Here is a 20,577-nt window from a genome sequence, read left to right as displayed (position 1 = left end):
AGTAGTCTCCTGTGAGTGGAGTGCGTGGCGCACCGCACCGCGCCGCGGCGCGACGGTTTGCAGACCTGCCGCGGGGCGGGCGATGTGCCGGGGACGTGATCTCCATGGGTACGGCCGGGAGTTGCAGCTCCTGGCCGTACCGTTCTGCTGTGCTGTGCTGTGCGTTGCCGGGCCGGGCCGGCGCGGGGCCGGGTTCCCGGCCCGTGACGGCGGGACGCCGGGGAGTTGCAGCTCCCCGCGGCGGCGTCCGTGCGGCCGCCCGTGTGCGCCGGGCGAGCGGCGCGTCACTCGATCTCGCGCATCATCCGTTCCATCGACGTGAGCGAGGCGCGGGTCTGGGTCAGCTCCTCCAGGGTGCGCCGCTGCAGCTCGGTGCTGTCCTCCAGCAACTGCGCGTACTTCTCGGCGAGTTTGCGGTACTCGGTGTCGCGGGTCGCCAGTGCGCGCGCCCGCCAGGTCGCGGCGACCTGCCAGACGATGACGATGCACAGCAGGAAGGCCCCTGCGGCCCCGATCGCTCCCACCACGTCGCCGCTCATGTGGCCTTCTCCTTCATCGTGTCCTTGTCCTTGTCCTTGTTGCCGTCCCTGCCGCCGTCCGGGCCCCTGGCCTCGTCCGTGAGCGTGTGCGCCGCCCGTGCGACGGCCTCCGGGGTCAGCGCGTAGCAGAACGGCGTGAGCTCGAAGTACTTCATCGCCTTGCCGCCCTCGGAGAGCTCCAGCTCGCCGCGGACCAGCCCGGCCGCCTCCAGCCGCTGGAGGTGCATGTGGAGCAGAGGGCGTCCGATGGCCAGCTCGCGGGCGAGCCGGCTCACGTAGTCGCGGCCGTCGAGCAGGGCCGCGACGATCCGCATCCGGTGCGGGTTGCCCAGTGCGGTGAGGACTTTGAGGAGTGCGTCGCCCGTGAGCTCCGGGCCCGGCGGCGGGTCCGGGTTGTCGCTCATCGCGTCCCCTTCTCTCGGGTGTGTCAGTTCAGGCTGACACACCCGGGAATCATGTGTCAAAGAAACCTGACACATGTCCGGGTCGAGTGAGGGACCCCTCAGGGTCGTCCCCGGGAGAGCCCTGACACACAATGGGCTGAGCCGCGGTGCGCGCAACGCGCCTGAAACCCGGGAGTGGCATCCTCGGGGCGGCAGCACGCGGCGGGACCGGCAACGATGGGTGGAATTCTCGAATGGACAAGCAGCAGGAATTCGTGCTCCGCACGCTCGAAGAGCGCGACATCCGCTTCGTGCGCCTGTGGTTCACCGACGTGCTGGGCTTTCTCAAGTCGGTCGCCGTGGCGCCCGCCGAGCTGGAGCAGGCCTTCGACGAGGGCATCGGGTTCGACGGGTCGGCGATCGAGGGCTTCGCCCGTGTATACGAATCGGACATGATCGCCAAGCCGGATCCGGCCACCTTCCAGATCCTGCCGTGGCGCGCCGAGGCCCCCGGCACCGCCCGGATGTTCTGCGACATCCTGATGCCCGACGGCTCGCCGTCCTTCGCCGACCCGCGCTTCGTGCTGAAGCGGATCCTCGCCAAGACCTCGGACCTGGGCTTCACCTTCTACACCCACCCCGAGATCGAGTTCTTCCTGCTGAAGGACAAGCCGGTCGACGGCAGCCGTCCGACGCCCGCCGACAACTCCGGCTACTTCGACCACACGCCGCAGAACGTGGGCATGGACTTCCGCCGCCAGGCGATCACCATGCTGGAGTCCATGGGCATCTCGGTGGAGTTCAGCCACCACGAGGGCGCGCCCGGCCAGCAGGAGATCGACCTCCGCTACGCCGACGCCCTGTCCACGGCGGACAACATCATGACCTTCCGCCTCGTGATGAAGCAGGTCGCGCTGGAGCAGGGCGTCCAGGCCACCTTCATGCCGAAGCCGTTCTCCGACTACCCCGGCTCCGGCATGCACACCCACCTCTCCCTCTTCGAGGGCGACCGCAACGCGTTCTACGAGTCCGGCGCCGAGTACCAGCTCTCCAAGGTGGGCCGCTCCTTCATCGCCGGCCTGCTGCGCCACGCGGCCGAGATCTCGGCCGTCACCAACCAGTGGGTCAACTCCTACAAGCGCATCTGGGGCGGCTCGGCCCGCAGCGCGGGAGCGGGCGGCGAGGCCCCCTCGTACATCTGCTGGGGCCACAACAACCGGTCCGCCCTGATCCGCGTCCCCATGTACAAGCCCGGCAAGACGGGCTCGGCCCGTATCGAGGTCCGCTCGCTGGACTCCGGCTGCAACCCCTACCTCTCCTACGCGGTCCTGCTCGCCGCCGGCCTCAAGGGCGTCGAGGAGGGCTACGAACTCCCCGCGGGCGCCGACGACGACGTGTGGGCGCTCTCCGACTCCGAGCGCCGCGCCATGGGCATCGCCCCGCTCCCGCAGAACCTCGGCGAGGCGATCGACCTCATGGAACGCAGCGAGCTGCTCGCCGAGACCCTCGGCGAGCACGTCTTCGACTTCTTCCTCCGCAACAAGAAGCAGGAGTGGGAGGAGTACCGCTCCGAGGTCACCGCGTTCGAGCTGCGCAAGTCGCTGCCGGTGCTGTAGGCGCGGACCGGCCCGCCTTCTGCGCGAAGGGCGTGCGCCCGGGGCCCGGCGGTCGTCCGACCGCCGGGCCCCGGGCCGTCTCCGGGCCGTCTGTGCGCCGGACTGGCGGAGGCGGCCTGCGACGCGGGGCGTGCGACGGCCGCCGCCCGGGAACCCCGGGCAGCACGCGGTGCGGAACCGCGGGTGCCGGTCAACTACGCTCCCCGGCAGGGGAGTCGGAGGAGCCGGCGCCTCCCGGTCCGGGTGGGCCGGTGCGGGGGAGTGCTGGGGCACGGGGGACGGGGACATGACGACGGCGGTGCGGACGAAGCCGTGCAGGTGGTGCAAGCGGCGGCTGGAGCAGCGGCGGTGGTGGCGGCCGAAGCGGTACTGCGGGCACTGGCACGCGGCCAAGTACTGGACGGCGAACCTGCTCGACATGATCTGACCCGGCTGCCGGTCCGTGTCGGCCGGCGCGCATCCGCAGGGGCGGTCATCGAGGACAGGAACTGTCCTCGATGACCGCCCCTGCGGATGCGCCTCCCGCCTGGTGCGCCGACCCTGGAGAGACGACGGGGGACTCTGCGTCGAGGAGGCACCACCCATGTCCATGATGGACAAGCTCAAGAACATGCTCAAAGGCCACGAGGACCAGGCAGGCAAGGGCGTCGACAAGGCGGGCGACATGGTCGACGAGAAGACCCAGGGCAAGTACTCGAGCCAGGTCGACTCCGCCCAGGACCGGATGAAGCAGCAGTTCGGCGAGGGTGAACAGGGCAAGCCGCCCGCGCAGTGACGTCCGCGGACATCCGTGTACGCGGCCCGGGCCGGGGCGCACTCCCCGGCCCGGGCCGCCGCGTGTCCGGGCAGCCCGTGTGCCGCGCAGCCCGTGCGTCCGGCCGGTGCGGCACCGGCCTCCCGGCCGGCGGTGCGGTCAGGCGGAGCGCTCCCACTCCGCGGCCGTGACGGGGTGGGCGAAGGGGCGTCCGGTCACGTACCGCTCCAGTTCGTCGGCGGCCGCTGCCGCCATCCGGTGGAGCTCGTTGCCCAGCGAGCCGGCGATGTGCGGGGTGAGCAGCACGTTGGGCAGGCCGTAGAGCGGCGACCCCGCGGGCAGCACCTCGGGGACGGTCACGTCGAGGACCGCGTCGAGGCGTCCCGACACCAGCTCGGCGGTGAGCGCCTCCTGGTCGACCAGCGAGCCCCGGGACGTGTTGATCACCGTCGCCCCGTCCCGCAGCAGCGCCAGCCGCTCGCGGCTCAGCAGGTGCCGGGTGGCGGGCAGTTCGGGCGCATGGACGCTCACCACGTCGCTGCGGGAGCAGAGTTCGTCGAGGTCCACGGCGCTCGCGCCGAGCGTCGCGGCCTCGCCCGGCAGCAGGTACGGGTCGTGCACCAGCAGCTCCAGGTCGTGCGGCCGCAGCAGCTCCAGCACCCGGCGGCCGATCCGGGACGCGCCCACCACGCCCACGGTCCGGCGGTAGTTGCCGGCCGCGGGGTAGGCGGCCTGCCAGTCGTGGACGGCCCGGCGGCGCCGGTAGTCGTCGCGGATCCGCAGCAGGTCCTTGCCCGCGAGGAGCACGAACGCGACGGTGTACTCCGCCACGGGCAGGGCGTTCGCCCACGCCGCGGAGGTCACGGCGATGCCCCGGCGCCAGCAGGCGTCCGTGATGTGGTGCTTGACCGATCCGGCGGCGTGGACCACCGCCCGCAGCCGGGGCGCGCGGTCGAGCACCTCGCCGGTCAGCGGCGGGCAGCCCCAGCAGCTGATCAGCACCTCGGCCTCGCGCAGCGCGGCGGCCGCCGCCGGGGCGGCGAAGTCGTCGGCCACCAGGCCCGGGTCGAGGTCGGCGAGGCCGGTCAGCCGGCGCATCGTCGGCGCGTCGATCAGTCTGGCCGCGAGCTCGGCGTGCATGGCGAGGAGGGCACGCGGCCGGCGGCCCGGCGGCGGCCGGAGGGCTGCGGGGGCGGGGGAGACGGATGGCACGGGCTGCTCCCGGTGAGGACGGTGCGCGGCGGGCGGCTGGGGGTGGCGGGCGGCGGCGGTCACTTGACCGCTCCGGCGGTCATGCCGGCCTTCCAGAAGCGCTGGAGTCCGACGAAGGCCACGACCAGCGGCACGACGGCGAGCAGCGAACCGGTCACGACCAGCGGGTAGTACTCGGGGAAGGCGCGGGTCTGGGTGTTCCACGCGTACAGTCCGAGGCTCACCGGGAAGAGGTCGGTGTCGGAGAGCATCACCAGCGGCAGGAAGAAGTTGTTCCAGATGGCCGTGAACTGGAACAGGCAGATGGTGACGAAGCCCGGCATGACCATCCGCAGCCCGATCGACCAGAAGACGCGCAGTTCACCGGCCCCGTCCATGCGGGCCGCCTCCAGCACCTCCCCGGGGATGTAGCCGCGGCAGAAGACGCGGGCGAGGTAGACGCCGAACGGGTTGACCAGCGAGGGCACGAACACGGCCCAGAAGCTGTTCACGACGCCCACCTTCGAGGCGAGCAGGTACATCGGCAGCGCCAGTGCCGTCGTCGGCACCAGCACGCCGAGCAGGACCAGGCCGAACAGCTTCTCCTTGCCGGGGAACCGGTACACGTGGAAGGCGAATCCGGCGGCGACGCAGACGAAGGCGCAGAGCACGGAGCCGACTCCGGCGTACAGCAGGGAGTTGAGGTACCAGCGGAAGTAGATCCCGTCCCCGGTGGCGGCCAGGTCGGCGAGGTTCTGCCCCAGGTGCCAGCGGTCGGGGGTGAGGGTGCGGCCGCCGAGCAGGTCGCCGGTGTTCTTGGCGGCGGCGGTCACCAGCCACAGCAGCGGCAGCACCATGTAGAGCGTGGCCAGCAGCAGGACGCCGTTGACGGCGGCCTTGGACATCGAGAGGTGCCGGCGCCGGGAGGTGTCGAGCGGGGGCGGCGGCGGGGCCTGGCGCAGCGGCCTGCGGGGCCGCGCGGGGGCTGCGGTGCTCATGCTGCCCCTCCCTTCGCGGGGCGGTTCGCGGGGCGGTTCGCCGGGCGGTTCGCCGGGCGGTCGGCGGATGTCCTCGGGGAGTCGGAACGGCCCCCGGAGAACCGGGTGACCAGGAACGACAGGGCGGCTGCCGCCAGTGCGAGCAGCACGGAGGAGGCGGCGGCGAGGCCGTAGTCGTTGCGTTCGAACGCGGCGGTGTAGGCGTACATGTTGGGCGTCCAGGTGGTGACGACGCCGGGGGCCGCGCCGTGCAGGATCATCGGTTCGGTGAACAGCTGGAGCGAGCCGATCACGGTGAAGAGGCCGACCATGGCCAGCGACGGCCGGATGAGCGGCACCTTGATGCTGAGCGCGGTGCGCAGCGGCCCGGCGCCGTCGACGACGGACGCCTCCAGCACCTCGCGCGGGATCGCCTGGAGCGCGGCGAAGAAGATGATCAGGTTGTAGCCCGTCCACTCCCAGAGCGCGATGTTGACCACGGCGGGCACCGGGGTGCCGAGCACGTCGGCCTGGACACCGGCAGCGTCCAGTGCCCCGATCACCGGGCTCACGCCGGGGGTGTAGAGGTACATCCAGATCAGGGCGGCGATGATGCCGGGCACCGCGTGCGGCAGGAAGAGCGCCAGCTGGAAGAAGCGCTTGGCGCGGGCGAGGGCCGAGTCGAGCAGCAGGGCGAGCAGCAGCGACAGGCCCGTCATCAGGGGGATGTACAGCAGGCAGTACAGCGCGAGGTTGAGGAAGCCGTCGCGGAACGCCGGGTCGCCGAGCGCGGCCGTGTAGTTGCCGAGTCCGCTGAAGACGCGTTCCACGCCGCCGAATCCGAGCCCCGACCGCTTCTCGCTGTAGAGGCTGAGGTGGACCGCGTTGCCGATCGGGATCAGGGTGCAGGCGGTGAACAGGACGAAGAAGGGGAGCAGCAGCAGGGCCGGGGCCCCCGGCCGCCACCGCCGCCGGGGGGCGGGGCGGCCGGCCGGGGAGCCGGTGCCCAGGGGCACGGCCATCAGCGGGTCACCTTGATCCCGCGGTTCTCCAGCTCCTTCACGGTGGCCGCCTCGGCGTTCCGGACGGCGGTCGTGATGTCGCCGCCGCCGCTGTGGACCTTGGCGAAGGAGTCCTTGAGGGAGTTGTTGGTGGTGCCCATCACGGGGCCCCACGTCCAGTCGGGGCGTATGGACGCGGCGGCGTCCGCGAAGAGGCCGTAGAGGTCCTGGTCGCCGAAGAGGGTGCTCCTGAAGGCGTTCTCGGCGACCGGGAGCAGGGTGGGCGCGGCCGGGTAGGCCGACGAGGTGCCGCTCTCGATGCGGGCCTTCATGCCCTCCTCGGTGGTCGTCGCCCAGCGGGCGAACGCCACGGCCGCCTCGGCCTTGTCGCTGCCCTTGGACACGGCGAACGTGGTGCCGCCGAGCATCCCGCTCGCGGGCGTGCCGTCGAAGGTGGGCATCGGGGCGGCGGCCCACTTGCCGCTCTGGTCGGGGAGGGTGCCGCCGAGCACGCCGGCGCCCCAGCTCGCGCCCAGGTAGCCGACGGTCCGCCCGTTCTGGAGCGAGGCGGTCCACTGCTGGGAGAAGGAGGGTGCGACCTCCACCAGGTCGTCGTCGATCATGCCCTGCCAGTACGCGGCGGCCCTGGTGGTGCCGGAGTCCTGGAACGAGACCTTCCAGGCGTCGTCCCCGGCCTTGAACCACTGGGCGCCGGCCTGCCAGGCCATGGCCTCGAACGTGTTCGGGTCGTCGGGGAAGAAGGTCGCGATGCGGGCCGCCGGGTCGGCCTTCCTGATCTTCTCGGCGTCCGCGCGGAACGCGTCCCAGGTCTTCGGCGGGGTGGTGATCCCGGCCTTCTCGAAGACGTCCTTGCGGTAGAAGAACGCCTGCGGCGCGGCGTCCAGCGGCAGGGCCCAGGTGGATCCGCCGAGGGTCGTCATCCGCATCGCCTGCGGCAGGTACTGCGCCTTGAGGTCGTCGGACACGTGCTCGCCGATGTCCTGGACGGCGCCCCGGCTGACGAAGTCGGGCAGCTGCGGGTACTCGACGTTGAAGACGTCGGGGGCGTTGCCCGCCTTCACGGCGTTGGAGATCTTCGCGTAGCCGCCCGCGTTGCCGGACGGGATCTCCTGGAAGGTGACGCGGATGTCCTGCTGGGAGGCGTTGAAGGCGTCCACGACCTCCTGGGTCCCCTTGGTCCAGCCCCAGAACGTGAGGGTGACGGGGCCGTCCTTCGCGGAGGTGTCGGCCCCCTCGCCGGAGCCGCAGGCGGTCAGGGCGCCCAGGCACAGCGCGGTGGCCGCCGCGACGAGTGCCGGGCCGCGGGCTCTGCGGCGGGCCGGGGGGCGGGGGAGGGAGGAGGAAGGCATGGCGCGGCTCCTTGGAGAGGGCACGGGCACCGGGGTCCGCCCGGCGGCACGAGGTCACGCTGGATCGACGGCCATCCTGGGTCGCACCTCGATCGACGTCAAGAGCTTTCGATCAAATGATCTCATTCGATCGAGGTTCCCGGTCGGGGGCAGTGGGCGGTCGGAGGCTCGGTCTGCGTGGGGAAACGTGGCTCTTCCACGGGTCGGGGGCAGGCTGGTACGGTGCGATCGAAGTGATTACTTGATCGGTTTCGGGGTGGGTGTGTCCATGCGGTCGCCGCCCGTCCGCCTGCTTGTCTGCCGCCTGCCTGTCTGCCGTCCGCCCGTCCGGGGCCGGGTGACTCCGGGCGGGTCCGCGCGGTCCGGGTGAGTTCCCACCGGGACCCCGGACCGGCGGGGACGCCCGCGCCGCCGCCCCCGGCAGCCGCCGACGAAGGGTCCCGCCATGCAGCTCCCGCCCGAGGACCGCACCCGCAGCCCGTACACCGGCTGGACCAGGGCCCACTGGGAAGCGGCGGCCGACGCGATGCTCGCCGCCGTGCGGCCCTGGGCGGGCCCCCGCCACGCCCTGATCGACCTCCCCGGCCCGCGGCCCAGCGTCTCCGGCCGCCGCTCCGACGGACTGGAGGGCTACGCCCGGACGTTCCAGCTCGCCGCCCTCCGCGTCGCCGGCGCGGGCGGCGACGACCCGCACGGGCTCATGGAACGCTACGCCGAGGGCCTGGACGCGGGCACCCGCACACCCACCGCGGAGCGCGACCTCGCGGACGGCGACACCACCTCCTGGGGTGTGATCACCGACCGGAGCCAGGCCATGGTCGAGGCGTCCTCCGTCGCCCTGAGCCTGCGCCTCACCCGCCCCTGGCTCTGGGACCGGCTCGACGACGGCGTCCGCGAACGCGTCGGCCGCTGGCTCGCGGGCGCCCTCCACCACCGGCCGCACGACAACAACTGGTGGCTGTTCCCGCTCACCGTCGGCGGCTTCCTGGCCGAGGCGGGCATCGAGACGGAGGCCGCCCGGGCAGCCGTGGACCGGGGGCTGGCAGCGGTCGAGCAGTGGTACCTCGGCGGCGGCTGGTACACCGACGGACGCCCCCGCGCCTTCGACCACTACAACGGCTGGGCCCTCCACCTGCTGCCGGTCCTCCACGCCCACCTGGCGGGCGACGCGGCCCTGACCGCCGTGCACGGCGACCGGCTCGCCGCCCATCTCGACGGCTACGCCTCGATGTTCGGCGGCGACGGGGCGCCCGTCCACCAGGGCCGTTCGCTCGCCTACCGCTTCGGAGCCGCGGCCGCGGTCTGGGCCGGGGCCCTCACCGGCCGCACCCCCCTGACGCCCGGCACCACCCGCCGGATCGCCTCCGGGGCGCTGCGCCACTTCCTCGACCGGGGCGCCCTCGACGACCGGGGGCTGCTCACCCTCGGCTGGTACGGCCCCTACGCCCCGATGGTGCAGCCCTACTCCGGCCCCGCCTCGCCCTACTGGTCCGCCTGCGGCTTCCTCGGGCTGCTGCTGCCGGCGGACCACGCGGTGTGGACGGACACGGAGGAGCCGGCGCCCGCCGAACGCGCGGACCGCGTGCAGCCGCTGCCGGAGCCCGGATGGCTGCTCCAGACCACCGCGGCCGACGGCGTCGTCCGCCTCCACAACCACGGCAGCGACGACCAGCCGCGCGACGGGGTCACCCCCGACGACCCGCTCTACGCCTCCCTCGCCCACTCCACCGTCACCGGCCCGACGACCGATCTGCCGGACAACCGCTTCGGTCTGGAGACGGGGCACCGCTCCGCGCCGGGGGCGGCCACGGAGCCGGGGGCGGGTACGGGCCTCGGGCCTTTCGTTTGGATCAGGGCGGATCAGCGAGCGGGGTCTGGTGCGTGCGATCGCAAGGCGGAGGAGGGAGTCCACGCGGAGCGTCGACGACCGACGACAACGCGGCGAGCGTGCGTGCCAGGGCACGTGAGCCCGCCAAGATCCGAACGAGAGGCCCTCGGCAGCGGGATCAGTGAACGCGGCCGGATCGAGCCCCTCGGAGCCGGTCCGGGCTGGGCCGCCTCGGTCCACCGTCCGCGCACCGGCGGCCGCGAGATGCCCGGCGTCACCGTCACCGCGCTGACCCTCGCGCACGGGGCCGACGAAGTCCGCTGCCACGTCGTGGCGGGAGCCGCGCCCGGTACCGCGGCCGTGCACGGCGGCTGGGCCGTGACCGGCGAGAGCGTGGACACCCGCACGCACCCCGGCGACCCCTCCGCCGGCCTCGCCGTCACCCCCGCCGGACTCCGCTCCGAGGCGCGGTGCCTGTACGGGCTGACCGAGGCACGGGTCCACCGGTCCGGCGCCCCCACGGCCTTCGGCCCGTCGGCTGCCGCGCCGGTGCTGCGCGGCGTCGTCCCCGAGGGCGGCGCCTGTCTGTTCGCCGCGGCGTTCCGCCTGGACGGGACCGGTGCGGGTGCCGGTGCCGGGACCGGTGGGGGTGCCGGGTCCTGGCCCGGTTCGGGTGACGACCGCCCGCGGGCCGTCGTCACCTCCCGCCCGGACGACGGCTGGTCCGTCACGGTGACCTGGCCGGACGGATCCGCCCACCACGCGGAACTGCGCCCGGGGCGGGTGCGGGTGACGGGGGTGCCGCGGGAGTGAGGAGCCCCGCCGGCCGGGACGCCCCGAGGGGCCCGGCCCGGCGTGCCGCCGGCCGGAGAGGGGCGGCGGGCCGTCCCCGTACCCGGCAGTGCCCCGGGCCACGGGCCGTCCCCGCAACCGGAGGTGTCCCGGGTCGGCGGGATCGGCTGACAGGGTGTCAGGCGACCGGTCCGCCGCAGGACTTGCGGATCTTGAGGGTGGGGAGCAGTTCCGTCTGGTGGACGGGCATCTCGTCGCCCGTCGCGAGCCGGCGCAGCAGCAGTCCCAGCGCCTCCGAGCCCACCGCGCGCTTCGGCGGGGCCACCGCGGTCAGCGGCGGCTGGGACAGGGACGCGTAGACGTCGTCGTACGAGATCAGCGCCATGTCCTCGGGGACCGTGAGGCCGTGCGCCCGCAGCAGCGGCGGCAGCTGGATGGCGTCCTGGTCGTTGTGGACCAGCACCGCCCGCACACCGGAGCGGGCGGCTTCCGCGATCCGCGCGGCGAGGTCGCCGTCGTCCCCGGGCGAACGGGAGTCCGCGGGGGACGGGACGTCGATCACCGGCAGCTGCGCCAGCCCGAGATGCCCCACCGCCGCCGCGTAACCCGCGCGGACCTCGTGCGCGGTGCGGGTGTCGGCGCGGGCGGCGAGCAGCACCGCCTCGTGACCGAGCCCGGCGAGGCGGCGCAGGGCGAGGAGAACCCCGTGGCGGTGGTCGGAGCAGACCGCGTCCAGCCCGGCCGCCGGGCTCGCCGGGGCGGCGCGGCGCTCCGTCAGCACGGCGGGCACGGGCAGCTCGCCGAGCCAGTCGCTGCCCACCAGCCCTTCGCCGGGCGTCCAGTTGGGTGTGAGCAGCAGCCCGTCGACGTCCGACTCCAGCAGGCGCTCGACCTGGGCGCGGTCGCTGCCGGCGCCGTACGGGGCGATGCCGAGGACCACCCGCGCGCCGGCCGCCGTCGCGGCGGCACTGGCCCCGGCGACGACCTCGTCGAAGTACTGTCCGACGGTCGGCACCAGCATGCCGATCACCCGGCCCTGTCCGCCGCCCCGCCCGCCGGCCCCTCCGCCCGGCAGCGCGACCGAGCCGTGGGTGCGCTCCAGCCTGCCGTCGTCGGCGAGCGCGGCGACGTCGCGCCGGACGGTGACCGCGGGGATGCCGAGACGCTCGGCGAGCTCCACGACCCGGATCGACCCGGCCTCGCGCACCACGTCGAGGATCCGGGTGCGCCGTTCCTGTGCCGAAGCGGCCATGGCTTCTCCTCTGGGGTGTCGGGCTCCGGACCGGGCACCGCCCGCTCGGGTGGAGCGCCGCCGAGGGGCGGCCGACTCTGCCTGAGACCGTATCCGATCACGAGTTGGTCATGTGATCAAACCTGAACAGCGGGCCCGTGCGGGAGGGGAGCGTCAGCGGTCCTCGGCGGTCGGCCCCGGCCCACCGCGGCGCCGGTGCCGTCGGCCGGTCCGGCCGACGGCGATCCACACGGCGAAGAGCACGGTCGCCGCGATGCCGCCCGCCGCGGTGCCGGTGGTGACGAGCGCGACCATGACGGCGATCAGCACGGTCGTCCCCGCCGACGACACGGCGAAGGCGTCGGCGCGCAGGACGGCCCGCACGAACCGGGACGGCGGAACGGTGCTCACGGTGTCCTCGGCGCTCAGAGGAAGCACTCCAGGATCAGCGGCAGGTCCTCCAGCCACTCCTGGCGGCGGGACCTGCGGCGGGCTGTCAGCAGGCAGTGGTGGACGCCGCCGTCACGGAGGCGGACGACGACGCGGAGGTGCCTGGGCCCCTCGGGCGCGTACTGGACGGTGCCGATCTCGGGCCAGGGGAAGTGGAGATGGTGCTCGTCCGTGCTCAGCGCCACGCCCGAGGCGTCGATCAGGACCGAGGCCCTGGCGTCGACGGCCATGAACACGGGCTCGGCGCCGTCCGCGTTCCCGCCCGCGGTCCCGTCCGGCGGGAAGGGGGCGGTGGGCGCCTGGTGGGGCGGCGTCCCGCCGTAGGGCCCGGCGGCGGGCGGCGCCGCGCCGTACGGCCCGGGGGCGGACGGCGCGACGCCGTACGGGGCGGCAGCGGACGGCGTCCCGGGGAACGAGGCCGCACCGTGCGGCGGGGGGCCGAACGCGGCCGCACCCTGGGGCGGGGGTCCGAACGGCGAGGCCCCGTGCGGCGCGTAGGGGGGCGGCGGCGGGAGCGCCACCGTGGGCGGGTGGTCTGCCGCGTCGGGCAGGAACAGGTCCAGCAGCTCTGCCGGCGTGGGCCGCCCTGCGGGCTCCTTGGCCAGGCACGACGCCACGGCCGGCCGCAGCCCCTCCGGTACCGCGGCGAGGTCCGGCGGTTCGTGCACCGACCGGTACATCAGCCCCATCGGCGTACCCGCGCCGAACGCGCTGCCGCCCGCCGCCGCCACCAGCACGGCACCCAGCGCGAACACGTCGGCCGCGCCGTCGACGTCGAGCCCCTGCGCCTGCTCGGGCGCCAGGAAGCCCGGCGTCCCGAACGCCGTCCCGGTGGCCGTGAGCCGGGTCGACTCCAGGGCCCGCGCGATGCCGAAGTCCAGGACCCGCGGCCCGTCCGCGGCCATGATGATGTTGCCGGGCTTCAGGTCGCGGTGCACCAGACCGCAGGCGTGGACGGCCGCCAGCGCCTCGGCGAGCGCCGCGCCCAGCTGCCGCAGCCGTGCCTCGTCCATCGGCCCCTCCGCCGCGACCAGGGCGGAGAGCGTCGGTCCGGGGATGTAGGCCGTGGCCAGCCAGGGGGCCGCCGCGTCCGGGTCCGCGTCCACCACCGGCGCGGTGTGGAACCCGCCCACGCTCCGGGCGGCGGCGACCTCGGCCCGGAACCGTTCGCGGAAGTGGGGGTCGGCGGCGAGTTCGGGGCGGGCCACCTTCACGGCCACCGCCCGTCCGCCGCGCGACCGCGCCAGGTAGACGGTGCCCATCCCGCCGGCGCCCAACTCCCGTTCCACCGCGTACCCGCCGATACGATCCGGCAGGTCCGCGCCGTCCGCCCCGTGCACCATCCGCTGCAAGCCCCCTCGATCTTCGGCGCACAGTATGACCTACCGGCAGCCGTCCCCCGCCGCCCCGCCGCCCGCGACCCCGCCGCGCCCGCCCGCGGGCACGGCGGGGTCGGGCGCGGCGCCGGGGCCGGGGCCTCAGCGCTCCGAGAGAGGCGCGGGCGCCTCCTGGACGCACCAGGAGTTGCCGTCGGGGTCCTTGAAGAACATGAACGAGTTCCACTCCTGCCCCGGCCCCTCCTCCCAGCCCTTCTCGCCGACGTGCTGGACCGGCGAGACGGGCACGCCGCGTGCGGAGAGCTCGGCATGGGCCGCGGCGATGTCCGTGACGCACAGCTGGAGCGCGTGCAGCGAGCCGGGGGCCATCGAGGGCTGCCCCTCGTTGCGCGGCATGCCGGACATGAGGACGACGGAACAGCGCGAGCCCGGCGGGGTCAGCTGCACGATGCGCATGCCCGGGGCCACTTCCTGGTCGAGGTCGGCCGTGAAGCCCACGGCGTCGGCGTAGAAGGTCTTCGCACGGTCCAGGTCGGAGACGGGGAGGGTCACCACTTCGAGGGTCATTTCCACAGCGCGTCCTGCTTTCTGGTCGGTGGTGCCCGGTTCGGGCACGGTCGCGTCGGGTGGGGTCGGTTCGCTCGGGGCACGGTCGGCCGGTTCGGCGCGGCCGGGCCGCCGGCCGCCGGCCCGCGGTGGCGGCGGACGGCGGGCGCCGCTTCCCCGGCCGTCCGTCAGCGCGGGAAGCGCCAGCGGGTCTGGCCGAAGGCGTCGCCCTTCGTGAAGCCGAACGCGGTCCGCGGCGCCACCCGGAATACCAGGGCCTCGCCGCCGTCGCCGACAAACACGCCGTCACCGACGCCGAACGTCCACGCGGGCCCGTACTTCCCGGCGTAGGCGGCCGCGAGCGCGCGCAGCGTCCCGGTGTCCGTGACGCGTTCCGCCTCGCCCTCGACGACCAGGTCGGAGCCCTCGCCCAGCGTGTTGCCGCCCGTGGTCAGCACGACCGACCGGTTGTCGCGGAGGTTGCGCGCCTTGCGCTCGGCGGGGCCGGTGCAGAAGTGCAGCGCGCCGTCGTGCCAGACCGCGATCAGGGGGGTGACGTGCGGCCGCGCGTCGGGGCGGACGGTCGTCAGCCAGAAGACCTCGGCGGCCTCCAGCAGGGCGACCGCGTCGGACCAGGGCGCCGCGGCGGCCCTGGGGTCGCTGAAGCGCGGGTCCAGCCGGGTGGCCGGCTCGGCAGCGGGTGTCGGGGGCATGATCGGGTCCTCTCGCCTCGCGCGGCAGGGGTGCCGCCGAGTGGTGACCGTCCCGGGCCGCCGGACTCATCGGTGGCCGTGCGCGTTCCCGCCGCGGCCCCGTCCGGGTTCGTCCCCACACCCCCGTCCCGCCCGCGCCCCGCCCCCCGCCCGGGTCCGCCCCGCCCGCGCCCCCCCGCGCCGTTCAGCCGACCGGCGTCCAGCCGCCGGAGCCACCGGGCGGCGACCAGTAGAGCCGCCCGTCCTGGCCCACCGCTCCCAGGCCCGTCCCCGTGCCCGAGGGCGCGCCGACGAAGAGCGGGCCGGCGGCGTGCCACCGTCCCGTGTCCGCGGTGCGGCCGGCGGCACCCGCGCCGCCGCTCCCGCCGCTGCCCGCGGCGCCGTTCCCGCCGGCCGGCGGGAACGACACGCCGGGGACGCCCGTACCGGAGCGGGCGGCGAGCAGCGTGTTCCCGGGGCCGGAGGCGCTGACCGGGCCGAAGCCCGCGGGCCCGCCGAGTTCGGTGACGCCGGAGGCCACCGGGCCGGAGAAGCGGACCGTGCGGACCGCCCCGGAGGCGGGCTTGCGGAACCAGAGCCGTACGCCGTCGCCGTCCGGCGCCGCGCTCAGCGCCAGCGTCGTCGGCGGGAGGCCGGTCGCCGCCGGACCGGTCAGCGGGGCGCCCGGCGCCTGCTGCGTCCAGGACCACACCGTCGCCGGCCCGGCGGCGAAGACGTGCTGGCGGCCGCTCGCGTCGGACGCGACCACCGGGTCGCCGTGCAGATCGCGGCCGCCCCGGTCGCGCCACCCGGTCCAGCTGCCGTCGTCGCGCTGGGCGAGGGAGCTCAGGGTGTAGCGGCTGGTGCGCAGGTAGACGGTGATCCGCCCCGCCCGGTCGACGGCCGCAGCGGGTGCGCTGATGTCGGAGAGGCCGCTCGCGTCGTCGCGTTCCGGTGTGCCCAGGGACCGCCACGGGCCGAAGGCGCCGTCCGGTGTGCGCTGGACGGCGCTCACCACCTCGCGGCGGTACCCGCCGGGGCCCTCGCCCAGCGTCGTGCGGGTGGCGAACACGGCGACGCGGCCGTCCCGCAGCCGCACGGAGGTCACCCCGCTGTCGAGACCCGCACCGGGCAGCAGCCGCGGTCCGCTCCAGGCACCGTGCGCGCCCGGCGCGCGGTGCCAGACCGCGAGCCGGGTGTCGAGCACGGAGAACGCCCACAGCCCGCCGTCCCGGCCCGGCTGCGTCCAGGACGTCGACTCGCCGCGGGTGTAGCGGACGGAGTCGGTCCAGCCGTGGCCGCGGGGCCGGGCGGCCACTTTCCGGTCGCCGCAGCCGGCGGGGGAGCCGCAGTAGTTCCCGGGGTCCGTCCAGGCGTAGGTGTGCATGGTGCGCAGCTTCGCCGCCGCGGCCCCGGGGTCGAGGGTGCGCGGCAGGCCGCTGGTGAAGTACCCCAGGTAGTTCTGCACGCTGAACGCCGGACGGTCCGGGACGCGCGCGTAGCGGGCGAGGGCCGCCTGGGCGAACCGGGCGCCGAAGAGGTGGTCCTGGTGGTCGGTGTACGGGCCGTCGCCGCCGACCCGGCCGGGCGTCGGGTCCTGCATCCGCACATGGGTGGGCCTGAACCGCTCCAGCAGCCCCGACACCGTGGCGACGACGTCCTCCTTGGTGTACGCGAAGTCCCGCCGCACCGGGGAGCCGGAGGCGAGCTGCGAGGGGAGGGCGCCGACCCGCCCGTCCCACAGCCCGTGCAGGCTCACCGGCCGGTCTCCGGTGACCGATCCGGCCTCCCGCAGCTGGACCCAGACCAGCGCGATCCCGGGGCGGGCGGCGAGCACGTCCAGCTCGGCCGTCGCGCCGCCCGCGGTGGGTATCGCGGTCCGCCGCCACGGGCTGGTGCGGTCGCCGGTCGCCATCTCGGCGTAGGCGGCGCGTATGCCGTTCTGCCGGGCCTCCGCGTAGGCGGCCTTGTCGGCGGCGGGCGGGGACGGGGGACTCAGCGGCCCGGTGCGGGCCGCGTTCACCCCGTCCGACTCGCCCGCCGTGAGGTACACGGAGGTCAGCCGGGAGCCGGAGACGAGGGACTGCCGGGTGTCCGGGTTCATGAAGAAGAGGTCGTCGTCGGGATGGGCGACGACCTGCACCACCGACGCCGGGCCGTGCGAGGCGGGCGCCGCGGCACCGCCGCCGGTCTCCCCCTTCCGCGCCGGCGGGGGCACGGACGGTCTCGGCGCGCTGTGCGCCGCGGCGGTGTCACCGGCCGCACGGGGGGCGGGTGACGCACCGCCGGCCGCGCCGGCGAACCAGCCGGCCACCGCGACCGGGGCGATCAGGAGAGCTGCCGTCGGGCCGCGACGGGACAGCAGGGCGGAGCGGAGGCGGGGCCCGGACGTGCGCATGGCGGTGGTGCTTTCGGTGTTCAGGTGGAGGGTGGAGCAGGTGCGGATGCGGCGGCCGGATGCGGCCGGCGCGTCCGCCCGGACCGGGCCGGGGGCGCCGGAGCGCCGCCGCGGCGCGACGGGCGCCGAAGGCGGCGAAAGCCCCGAAAGGCGGTGAACGGCACTGTTCGCCACCGACCGGTCAGGAGGACGGAAACACCGATCATGCGGTCCGGCGGGGCGTTTGTGCCAGGAACATGGCACATCTCACGCACCCCTTCCGTCACACAAGGCCCGCCCGACCCACCGGCCCGCGTCTGTGCCACCGCGCCCCCCGGCCCCCGCCCGACCCACCAGCCCCCGCCCGCCCCACGGGCCCGCGTCTGTGCCACCGCGCCGCCGTTCGCCCTGATCGGGTGGGCGCACCCTTAGTCTCGAACCGGTCCCCGATCCACACGGGGCGGGCGGAACAGGAGAACGGGATGACCCCGGGGCGCAGAAGCAGCACGTTCAGCCGGCTCCTCCGGCACGGCTTCACGGACCCGTCCGCCGCCGAGCGGCTCCTCGACCTGCCCGCGATGTCGGCCGTGCGCGGCGACCCCGTCCTGCTCGACGCGCTCGGGGCCACCGCCGACCCCGATCTGGCGCTGCGCTCCCTCGTCCGGATCGCGGAGGCCCACGAGGAGGGGGAGCGCCGCCGCTTCCTCGACACCCTCGTCACCGCCAAACCGCTGCGCGACCGGCTGCTCGGCGTCCTCGGCGCCTCCGAGGCGCTCGGCGACCACCTGGCCCGCCACCCGCACGACTGGCAGGCCCTCTACACCTACGAGTCCACCGACCTGCACCCCGGCGTGGCCGAGTTCGAGCGCGGTCTCGCCGACGCGGACGACGCGGTGGCGCTGCGCGTCTCCTACCGCCGCTGCCTGCTCGCCATCGCCGCCCGCGACGTGTGCGGCACGACCGACGTGGCCCAGGCGGCCGCCGAACTCGCCGACCTCGCCACCGCCACCCTGCGGGCCGCGCTCGCCATCGCCCGCGCCGCCGCCCCCGAGGACGCCGCCCTGTGCCGGCTGGCCGTGATCGCGATGGGCAAGTGCGGCGGCCACGAGCTGAACTACGTCTCCGACGTCGACGTGATCTTCGTCGGCGAGCCGGTGGGCGGCGCCGACGAGGCCAAGGCGCTCCAGGCCGCGACCCGGCTCGCCTCCCATCTGATGCGGATCTGCTCGGAGACCACCGTCGAGGGCACCATCTGGCCCGTCGACGCCAACCTGCGGCCCGAGGGGCGCAACGGCCCGCTGGTCCGCACCCTCTCCAGCCACCTGGCGTACTACCAGCGCTGGGCCAAGACCTGGGAGTTCCAGGCCCTGCTGAAGGCCCGCGCGGTCGCCGGCGACCTGACGCTCGGCGAGGAGTACATCCAGGCCGTCTCGCCGCTGGTCTGGCAGGCCGCCGAACGCGAGAACTTCGTCCCCGACGTCCAGAAGATGCGCCGCCGCGTGGTCGACAACATCCCGGCCGCCGAGATCGAGCGCGAACTGAAACTCGGGCCCGGCGGGCTGCGGGACGTCGAGTTCGCCGTACAGCTCCTCCAGCTGGTGCACGGCCGCAGCGACGCCGGTCTGCGCAGCGGCACCACCCTGGACGCCCTCCAGGCGCTGGCGTCCGGCGGATACGTGGGCCGCGCCGACGCCGCCCAGCTCGACGACGCCTACCGCTTCCTGCGCGCCATGGAGCACCGCATCCAGCTGTACCGGCTGCGCCGCACCCACCTGGTGCCCGACCAGGAGGCGGACCTGCGGCGCCTGGGCCGCTCGCTCGGGCTGCGGACCGACCCGGTCCCGGCCGTCAACCGGGAGTGGCGGCGCCACGCGTCGGTCGTGCGCCGGCTGCACGAGAAGATCTTCTACCGCCCGCTGCTGGACGCCGTCGCCCAGCTCGGCCCCGGCGAGGCGCGGCTCAGCGCCAAGGCGGCCGGCCAGCGGCTGGAGGCGCTCGGCTACGCCGACCCGGTCACCGCGCTGCGCCACCTGGAGGCGCTGTCCTCCGGGGTCAGCCGCAAGGCCGCCATCCAGCGCACCCTGCTGCCCGTGCTGCTCGGCTGGTTCGCCGACTCCGCCGACCCCGACGCGGGGCTCCTCGGCTTCCGCAAGGTCTCGGACGCCCTCGGGCAGACCCCCTGGTACCTGCGGCTGCTGCGGGACGAGGGCGCGGCGGCGGAGAACCTGGCCCGGGTGCTGTCCGCCGGACGCCTCGCCCCGGACCTGCTGCTGCGCGCGCCGGAGGCGGTCGCCATCCTCGGCGACCCCGGCGGGCTGACCCCGCGCGGGCGCGAGCACCTGGAGCAGGAGGTGCTCGCCGCCGTCGGCCGCGCCGACACCGCGGAAGCGGCCGTCGCCGCGGCCCGCGGGGTGCGCCGGCGCGAGCTGTTCCGCACCGCGGCGGCCGACCTCATCGGCTCGTACGGCACCGAGGACAGCCCCGCCGAGGCCGATCCCGGGGCCCTCGTCGACCGGACCGGCACCGCCGTCACCGACCTGACCGCGGCCACGATCGCCGGGGCCCTGCGGGCGGCGGTGCGCGCCGAGTGGGGCGACACCCTGCCCACCCGGTTCGCCGTCATCGGGATGGGCCGTTTCGGCGGCGGGGAGCTCGGCTACGGCTCCGACGCCGACGTGCTGTTCGTCCACGAGCCCCGCGAGGGCGTCGGCGAACAGGAGGCGGCGCGCGCCGCGAACACCGTGGTCGCCGAGATGCGTCGGCTGCTCCAGCTGCCGACCGCCGATCCGCCGCTGCTCATCGACGCCGATCTGCGGCCCGAGGGGAAGAGCGGCCCGCTGGTCCGCACCCTCCCCTCCTACGAGGCGTACTACCGCCGCTGGTCCCTGGTCTGGGAGAGCCAGGCCCTGCTGCGCGCCCGGCCCATGGCCGGCGACCGGGACCTGGCCGACCGCTTCATCGCCCTGGTCGACCCGCTGCGCTACCCGGAGCGGGGTCTCGGGGAGGACGCGGAGCGCGAGATCCGCCGGCTCAAGGCGCGCATGGAGTCCGAGCGGCTGCCGCGCGGAGCCGACCCGACCCTTCACGCGAAACTGGGCCGCGGCGGCCTCAGTGACGTCGAGTGGACCGTGCAGCTGCTGCAGATGCGCCACGCCTGGTCGGTGCCCGAGCTGCGCACCACCGGGACCCGGCAGGCGCTGGCGGCGGCCCGGGACGCCGGTCTGATCGACGCCGACGACGCGGCCGTCCTCGACGAGGCCTGGGTGCTGGCCACCCGGGTGCGGGCGGGCGTGATGCTGGTCCGCGGCCGCGCCGGCGACACCTTCCCCTCCGACGGCCGCGAACTGGCGGCGGTCGGCCGCTACCTCGGCTACGGGCCGGGTCACGTGGGGGACATGCTGGACGACTACCGCCGCGTCACCCGCCGGGCACGGGCCGTGGTGGAGGAGGTGTTCTACGGGGGCTGACCGGCCGGGGCGGGCGAGGCGTCGGG

Annotated in this window: 17 protein-coding genes; 5 read left to right on the top strand and 12 right to left on the bottom strand. The window is 75.0% G+C overall.

The annotated features are described in order from the left end of the window. Positions 1-284: 284 nt before the first annotated feature. On the bottom strand, positions 285-539 hold the full coding sequence (locus IAG43_RS08690; protein WP_187740178.1) for a hypothetical protein: 255 nt from the start codon (positions 537-539) through the stop codon (positions 285-287). Next, complete coding sequence (locus IAG43_RS08685; protein ID WP_187740177.1) at positions 536-943, bottom strand: ArsR/SmtB family transcription factor; 408 nt, start codon at positions 941-943, stop codon at positions 536-538. Before IAG43_RS08685 ends, IAG43_RS08690 begins: the two co-directional genes overlap by 4 nt. Positions 944-1,176: 233 nt before the next feature. On the opposite strand from IAG43_RS08685, the gene IAG43_RS08680 reads away from it, so the two are divergent. The 3 genes from IAG43_RS08680 (at position 1,177) to IAG43_RS08670 (ending at position 3,313) form a co-directional block, all read left to right on the top strand. Further along, positions 1,177-2,538, top strand: a complete 1,362-nt coding sequence (locus tag IAG43_RS08680; RefSeq protein WP_187740176.1) for a glutamine synthetase family protein — start codon at positions 1,177-1,179, stop codon at positions 2,536-2,538. Positions 2,539-2,824: 286 nt separating this feature from the next. Next, a complete protein-coding gene (locus tag IAG43_RS08675; protein ID WP_187740175.1) occupies positions 2,825-2,965 on the top strand; it encodes a hypothetical protein in 141 nt (46 codons plus the stop codon). A gap of 156 nt (positions 2,966-3,121) precedes the next feature. Next, positions 3,122-3,313, top strand: coding sequence for an antitoxin (locus IAG43_RS08670; RefSeq protein WP_187740174.1), 192 nt, complete (start codon positions 3,122-3,124; stop codon positions 3,311-3,313). Between the two features lie 138 nt (positions 3,314-3,451). Here the strand turns inward: IAG43_RS08670 and IAG43_RS08665 are convergent, their stop codons facing one another. The 4 genes from IAG43_RS08665 to IAG43_RS08650 all read right to left on the bottom strand — a co-directional run bounded on the left by IAG43_RS08665 (position 3,452) and on the right by IAG43_RS08650 (position 7,831). After that, positions 3,452-4,432 (bottom strand): hydroxyacid dehydrogenase, encoded by a 981-nt coding sequence (locus tag IAG43_RS08665; protein ID WP_187740173.1) that lies wholly within the window; start codon positions 4,430-4,432, stop codon positions 3,452-3,454. A 131-nt stretch (positions 4,433-4,563) separates the two neighbouring features. Beyond that, on the bottom strand, positions 4,564-5,388 hold the full coding sequence (locus tag IAG43_RS08660) for a carbohydrate ABC transporter permease (protein WP_187744358.1): 825 nt from the start codon (positions 5,386-5,388) through the stop codon (positions 4,564-4,566). Positions 5,389-5,477: 89 nt separating this feature from the next. Next, positions 5,478-6,482, bottom strand: a complete 1,005-nt coding sequence (locus IAG43_RS08655) for a carbohydrate ABC transporter permease (protein WP_246574171.1) — start codon at positions 6,480-6,482, stop codon at positions 5,478-5,480. After that, positions 6,482-7,831 (bottom strand): ABC transporter substrate-binding protein, encoded by a 1,350-nt coding sequence (locus tag IAG43_RS08650; RefSeq protein WP_187740172.1) that lies wholly within the window; start codon positions 7,829-7,831, stop codon positions 6,482-6,484. The genes IAG43_RS08655 and IAG43_RS08650 overlap by 1 nt, the downstream gene beginning before the upstream one ends. A 445-nt stretch (positions 7,832-8,276) precedes the next feature. Here IAG43_RS08650 and IAG43_RS08645 point away from each other — a divergent pair, with 445 nt between their 5' ends. Then, a complete protein-coding gene (locus IAG43_RS08645; protein WP_246574165.1) occupies positions 8,277-10,472 on the top strand; it encodes a DUF2264 domain-containing protein in 2,196 nt (731 codons plus the stop codon). A gap of 157 nt (positions 10,473-10,629) precedes the next feature. Here the strand turns inward: IAG43_RS08645 and IAG43_RS08640 are convergent, their stop codons facing one another. From IAG43_RS08640 to IAG43_RS08615, 6 genes are all read right to left on the bottom strand, one after another. After that, a complete protein-coding gene (locus IAG43_RS08640) occupies positions 10,630-11,703 on the bottom strand; it encodes a substrate-binding domain-containing protein (protein ID WP_187740171.1) in 1,074 nt (357 codons plus the stop codon). A 153-nt stretch (positions 11,704-11,856) separates the two neighbouring features. Then, entirely contained in the window at positions 11,857-12,093 is a 237-nt protein-coding gene (locus IAG43_RS08635; RefSeq protein WP_187740170.1) for a hypothetical protein, read from the bottom strand. A 14-nt stretch (positions 12,094-12,107) separates the two neighbouring features. After that, the gene (locus tag IAG43_RS08630; RefSeq protein ID WP_187740169.1) at positions 12,108-13,475 is read right to left on the bottom strand and encodes a serine/threonine-protein kinase; all 1,368 of its coding nucleotides are present in this window, start codon (positions 13,473-13,475) and stop codon (positions 12,108-12,110) included. A gap of 135 nt (positions 13,476-13,610) precedes the next feature. Further along, complete coding sequence (locus IAG43_RS08625; RefSeq protein ID WP_187740168.1) at positions 13,611-14,042, bottom strand: VOC family protein; 432 nt, start codon at positions 14,040-14,042, stop codon at positions 13,611-13,613. A 161-nt stretch (positions 14,043-14,203) separates the two neighbouring features. Then, entirely contained in the window at positions 14,204-14,728 is a 525-nt protein-coding gene (locus IAG43_RS08620) for a pyridoxamine 5'-phosphate oxidase family protein (RefSeq protein WP_187740167.1), read from the bottom strand. A gap of 184 nt (positions 14,729-14,912) precedes the next feature. Next, a complete protein-coding gene (locus tag IAG43_RS08615) occupies positions 14,913-17,105 on the bottom strand; it encodes a PIG-L family deacetylase (protein WP_187740166.1) in 2,193 nt (730 codons plus the stop codon). Between the two features lie 461 nt (positions 17,106-17,566). Here IAG43_RS08615 and IAG43_RS08610 point away from each other — a divergent pair, with 461 nt between their 5' ends. Then, on the top strand, positions 17,567-20,551 hold the full coding sequence (locus IAG43_RS08610; RefSeq protein ID WP_187740165.1) for a bifunctional [glutamine synthetase] adenylyltransferase/[glutamine synthetase]-adenylyl-L-tyrosine phosphorylase: 2,985 nt from the start codon (positions 17,567-17,569) through the stop codon (positions 20,549-20,551). Positions 20,552-20,577: the final 26 nt, after the last annotated feature.

This window comes from Streptomyces genisteinicus, from assembly GCF_014489615.1.
In the GTDB taxonomy this organism is placed as follows: Bacteria; Actinomycetota; Actinomycetes; order Streptomycetales; family Streptomycetaceae; genus Streptomyces; species Streptomyces genisteinicus.
This window is presented reverse-complemented; position numbering and strand designations above follow the sequence as displayed.

Excerpts from the sequence above, each read along its gene's own strand:
- IAG43_RS08690 (WP_187740178.1), bottom strand. The coding sequence starts at position 539 with ATGAGCGGCGACGTGGTGGGAGCGATCGGGGCCGCAGGGGCCTTCCTG.
- IAG43_RS08685 (WP_187740177.1), bottom strand. The coding sequence starts at position 943 with ATGAGCGACAACCCGGACCCGCCGCCGGGCCCGGAGCTCACGGGCGAC.
- IAG43_RS08680 (WP_187740176.1), top strand. The coding sequence starts at position 1,177 with ATGGACAAGCAGCAGGAATTCGTGCTCCGCACGCTCGAAGAGCGCGAC.
- IAG43_RS08675 (WP_187740175.1), top strand. The coding sequence starts at position 2,825 with ATGACGACGGCGGTGCGGACGAAGCCGTGCAGGTGGTGCAAGCGGCGG.
- IAG43_RS08670 (WP_187740174.1), top strand. The coding sequence starts at position 3,122 with ATGTCCATGATGGACAAGCTCAAGAACATGCTCAAAGGCCACGAGGAC.
- IAG43_RS08665 (WP_187740173.1), bottom strand. The coding sequence starts at position 4,432 with ATGCACGCCGAGCTCGCGGCCAGACTGATCGACGCGCCGACGATGCGC.
- IAG43_RS08660 (WP_187744358.1), bottom strand. The coding sequence starts at position 5,388 with ATGTCCAAGGCCGCCGTCAACGGCGTCCTGCTGCTGGCCACGCTCTAC.
- IAG43_RS08655 (WP_246574171.1), bottom strand. The coding sequence starts at position 6,482 with ATGGCCGTGCCCCTGGGCACCGGCTCCCCGGCCGGCCGCCCCGCCCCC.
- IAG43_RS08650 (WP_187740172.1), bottom strand. The coding sequence starts at position 7,831 with ATGCCTTCCTCCTCCCTCCCCCGCCCCCCGGCCCGCCGCAGAGCCCGC.
- IAG43_RS08645 (WP_246574165.1), top strand. The coding sequence starts at position 8,277 with ATGCAGCTCCCGCCCGAGGACCGCACCCGCAGCCCGTACACCGGCTGG.
- IAG43_RS08640 (WP_187740171.1), bottom strand. The coding sequence starts at position 11,703 with ATGGCCGCTTCGGCACAGGAACGGCGCACCCGGATCCTCGACGTGGTG.
- IAG43_RS08630 (WP_187740169.1), bottom strand. The coding sequence starts at position 13,475 with ATGGTGCACGGGGCGGACGGCGCGGACCTGCCGGATCGTATCGGCGGG.
- IAG43_RS08620 (WP_187740167.1), bottom strand. The coding sequence starts at position 14,728 with ATGCCCCCGACACCCGCTGCCGAGCCGGCCACCCGGCTGGACCCGCGC.
- IAG43_RS08615 (WP_187740166.1), bottom strand. The coding sequence starts at position 17,105 with ATGCGCACGTCCGGGCCCCGCCTCCGCTCCGCCCTGCTGTCCCGTCGC.
- IAG43_RS08610 (WP_187740165.1), top strand. The coding sequence starts at position 17,567 with ATGACCCCGGGGCGCAGAAGCAGCACGTTCAGCCGGCTCCTCCGGCAC.